The following is a 3327-nucleotide window of genomic DNA, read 5'->3' as shown; positions in this document are numbered from 1 at the left end:
GCGTCATCGCGATCGGGCGCGTCGGCGTCCGGGTCGGAGGCGGCGGGCCCCGGCTCGGGCTCGGCGTAGAAGGGCTGCTGGGGCTCGGGCTCCCGTCGGGCGGGCGCGGCGGCTCGCGGCGGAGGCGCCGTGGCCACGAACGCCGGCTCGGGTGGCGCCGGCGGAGGCTCGGGCGGCGCGGCGGGGGCGAACAGCGCCGCCAGCTCCGGGATGTCCGAGCCCCGCTTCCAGTCCGGCATGCCCTGGCGCCAGAAGAAGCTGCGCGCGCTGATGGTGCCCGCGGCCATCCACTCGCCCACGGCCGCCTCGTCCAGCGGGCCCTCCTGCTTGTTGCGGACCATCACGAACCAGGGCGCTCCCGCTGTCTGACGGGGCGGCGCGGTGCGCGTGGGTTCGTCGTCCCAGGGAGTCTGTGGGGCCGACACGGGGGGACGGGACAGGGGAGCAGGCGCGGTGGCTGCGGCAGGTGCTGCCGCGGCGGCGGGCGCGGTGGCGCCACCCGCGAGCGACCGCTCCTGTGCCCGGATGCGCTCCACGTCGGCGAGCGACACCACGCGGGTGCTCTCCTCCTCGGCGGGACCTTCAACGGTGATGACGTTCTGGCAGTTCTTGCAACGGACCTTGACCGTCTTGCCGCGGACCTTCTCGTCCGCAATGGAGTACCGCTTCTGGCAATTGTCGCAGGTGAAGTTCAAGGGGGAGTCCGGCTCTCGGGGGAAACCGGCGGGGATGCTACCGCCAGAAATCCCCCACGCAAACACACGGTTGACTCTGTCCGTCCGCCCAACTATTCAGCCGCCCTCCCTTTTTTCTCTAGCCTTTGATGAGGGTGGCGGATGCCGGCGAAGGATCTCGGGAACAAGCACGTCTGCTACAAGTGCGCGACGAAGTTCTACGACATGAAGAAGCCGGACCCCATCTGCCCGAAGTGCGGGGCGGATCAGCGGGAGAACGTCGTAGCCAAGGCCCCTGAGGGCCGGCGCGGTCGTCTGGCGGCCGCTCCAAAGGTCATCGAGCCGGAGCCGGAGGAGACTCCCGCGGCCGAGGAGGACGAGGAAGGTCTCGAAGCCTTCGAGGACGAGGACGCCGAGACGCCCGCCGAGCCGGCCGAGGACGAGGACCTGTAGGGTCCTCCCTCGAGGTTTCCCTCTTCCGGGGCCCCCCGAATCATTCGGGCGGGCCCCTTTGCTTTTGCGGCGCGCCCCCAGGCTCCGGGCCCGGGGGCGATGCGGCGCTCAGGGCCGGGGCGAGGACGCCAGCGACAGCTCGGTCAGCACCTGGCGGATCTGCTCGTAGAGGCCGGGGCCCATCTCCTGCATCCCCACGGGCCGGGCTCCCTTGCGACGGGCCCCGCCGGTCGCCCGGTCGGCTTCGCTCGGCGCCATCGGTTGTTTCCTGGGCTGGTGCATGGTGTGTCCCCCCGTGTTTGGAAGTCTACGGCTTCCAGGTCTGCAATTTTGCCACCAAAACAGAAAATTGACCAGGGATTGTGGTTCCCAGCATTTAGACGGCCTTCGGGGGCGATAATTTCCCTCTCGCCCTCCAGGGCATGACAGCGGCGTCAGGGAGGGCCTTCCCGCACCGCGGCGCCCTGACGCAGCGCCCCAACGTCCCAGGTCTGCTCCACCTGGACGGTCTCTCCGGCCCGGACGGTGACCGTCTGGGAGGAGCCGGGCAGCCGCTCGTGCCAGAAGGCGAGGGTGTGGGAGCCCTCGGGCACGCGGAGCCGGAAGCGCCCGTCCGGGGCGGTGGTGGTGAAGTACGGGTGGTCGAAGGTGCGAACCACCGCGTGCATCCAGGGGTGCACGTCGCAGCGGACCTGGACGGTGCCGGGCTCGGCGGGCAGGGGGCGGCGCAGCGACATCCCCTCCAGCGGCATGGCCACGTTGAAGACGGAGCGGTTGGCGCCGGCCTGGGCGCGCACGTTGTGGACGAGCGGGTCGGAGTTGCGCAGCACCAGCTCCGTGCCCGCCCTCGCGGCGAGCGCCGGGGGTTCGTAGTGGCACTGCTTCTGGTCCAGCACGGGCGCCGGGGCCGGCGTCTCCGGGGCGGGCAGCGCCGCGCCGTCCTGGAGCGAGACGACGGCATGGGCCAGGGCGCCCTCCCCTCCCACGACGAGCGACCGGTCTTGCGCCTGGTCGCCGCAGACGTGGGCCACGGTGGCGGAGGTCGGCCCGGTGGAGGCTCGCGGCAGGCGACGGTGGCGAGCAGGAGCGCGGGGGCCAGGAGGGGTCGGAGCGGTGGTGGGAACACGTGTCCCGTCTAACGGGTGCGTGAAGCGGATTCAAACGCTGGAGGAGCAAGCCGGAAGCCCAGGGATGGACGGTCACCCATTTGGGCGTTGGAACACCAGCACCCTTGTTGGTACAAGAGCCACGCCGCGCGTCGGTGCGGCCGTGTTGGGAGGCAGCAAATTTGCGGGAGAAACTGAAGGCCCTGGCGGAGCTGCAGAAGGTGGACCTCGAGGTCGCCTCGCTCCGGAAGGCGGCGGATGTGCATCCCCGCCAGATTTCCGAGCTGGAGCGGGAGCTGGGGGTCGCGCGCAATGGCATCGAAGCCGAGCGGACACGCGTGGCCGACCTGGAGAAGCAGAAGGCCCTGCTCGAACAGAACATCACGGACGAGAAGGACAAGGTGAAGAAGTGGGAAGCGCGCCTGTCCGACCAGCGCTCCACCCGTGAGTACTCGGCGCTCGCTCGCGAAATCGACATCGCGAAGAAGGGCATCCTCACCCAGTCCGAGGCCCTGACGGAGAAGGTCAAGGAGCTGGGGATGGCGCGCGAGGCCATCAAGGGCAAGGAGTCGGACTACGCCACCAGGCAGCAGGGCCTGTCGGGCCGCATGACGGAGCTGCGCGGGAAGCTGGGCGAGTCGGATTCCCAGGTGAAGGACCTGGAGGGCCGCCGCGAGGCCGTGGCCGCGAAGGTGGACAGCAACCTGCTGCGCCGCTACGAGGTCATCCGCAAGAAGAAGCTGCCCGCGATGGTGGGCGTGGTGGCCGGCACCTGCCAGGGCTGCAACATGAACCTGCCCCCGCAGATGTACAACATGCTGCGCACCTCGCTGGGCACCGACGTGTGCCCCTCGTGCAACCGCATCATCTTCGCCATCGAAGCGCTGCAGGACTCCGTCGAGAAGTAGCGACGGGCAGCCCGAAGGTCGCCTCACCCCATGCCGCCCCCTTCGCTCGTCGACCTCCTCCGCCACATCGCTCGGGAGGAGCCGCTGACGGCGACAGTGCGCGCCTTTCGCGGGCTCACCCGCGAACACCTGGGGCAGTTGCTGGACGAAGCCGCCGACAAGCTGAGCGGAGGCCCGCGCGAGCTG

5 protein-coding genes are annotated in these 3327 nt (G+C 70.1%); 2 read left to right on the top strand and 3 right to left on the bottom strand.

Annotated features, from left to right (window positions below; genetic code table 11):
• Nucleotides 1-695, bottom strand: a 695-nt coding sequence (locus tag D7V93_RS40610; RefSeq protein WP_120648368.1) for a GYF domain-containing protein, incomplete at its 3' end; no start/stop codon positions are given.
• 141 nt (nucleotides 696-836) lie between these two features.
• Here D7V93_RS40610 and D7V93_RS40605 point away from each other — a divergent pair.
• A complete protein-coding gene (locus D7V93_RS40605) occupies nucleotides 837-1127 on the top strand; it encodes an FYDLN acid domain-containing protein (protein ID WP_120648367.1) in 291 nt (96 codons plus the stop codon).
• 108 nt (nucleotides 1128-1235) lie between these two features.
• On the opposite strand, the gene D7V93_RS45510 is transcribed toward D7V93_RS40605, so the two are convergent.
• On the bottom strand, nucleotides 1236-1385 hold the full coding sequence (locus D7V93_RS45510; RefSeq protein ID WP_158623972.1) for a hypothetical protein: 150 nt from the start codon (nucleotides 1383-1385) through the stop codon (nucleotides 1236-1238).
• A gap of 176 nt (nucleotides 1386-1561) precedes the next feature.
• The gene (locus D7V93_RS40600; protein WP_208723314.1) at nucleotides 1562-2158 is read right to left on the bottom strand and encodes a cupredoxin domain-containing protein; all 597 of its coding nucleotides are present in this window, start codon (nucleotides 2156-2158) and stop codon (nucleotides 1562-1564) included.
• Nucleotides 2159-2415: 257 nt separating this feature from the next.
• On the opposite strand from D7V93_RS40600, the gene D7V93_RS40595 reads away from it, so the two are divergent.
• The gene (locus D7V93_RS40595) at nucleotides 2416-3141 is read left to right on the top strand and encodes a zinc ribbon domain-containing protein (RefSeq protein ID WP_120648366.1); all 726 of its coding nucleotides are present in this window, start codon (nucleotides 2416-2418) and stop codon (nucleotides 3139-3141) included.
• The last annotated feature ends 186 nt before the right edge of the window (nucleotides 3142-3327 follow it).

The sequence above is a fragment of the Corallococcus llansteffanensis genome (assembly GCF_003612055.1).
Taxonomy (GTDB): Bacteria; Myxococcota; Myxococcia; order Myxococcales; family Myxococcaceae; genus Corallococcus; species Corallococcus llansteffanensis.
The sequence above is the reverse complement of the archived record's forward strand: the minus strand, read 5'-3'. Positions and strand labels throughout refer to the sequence as shown.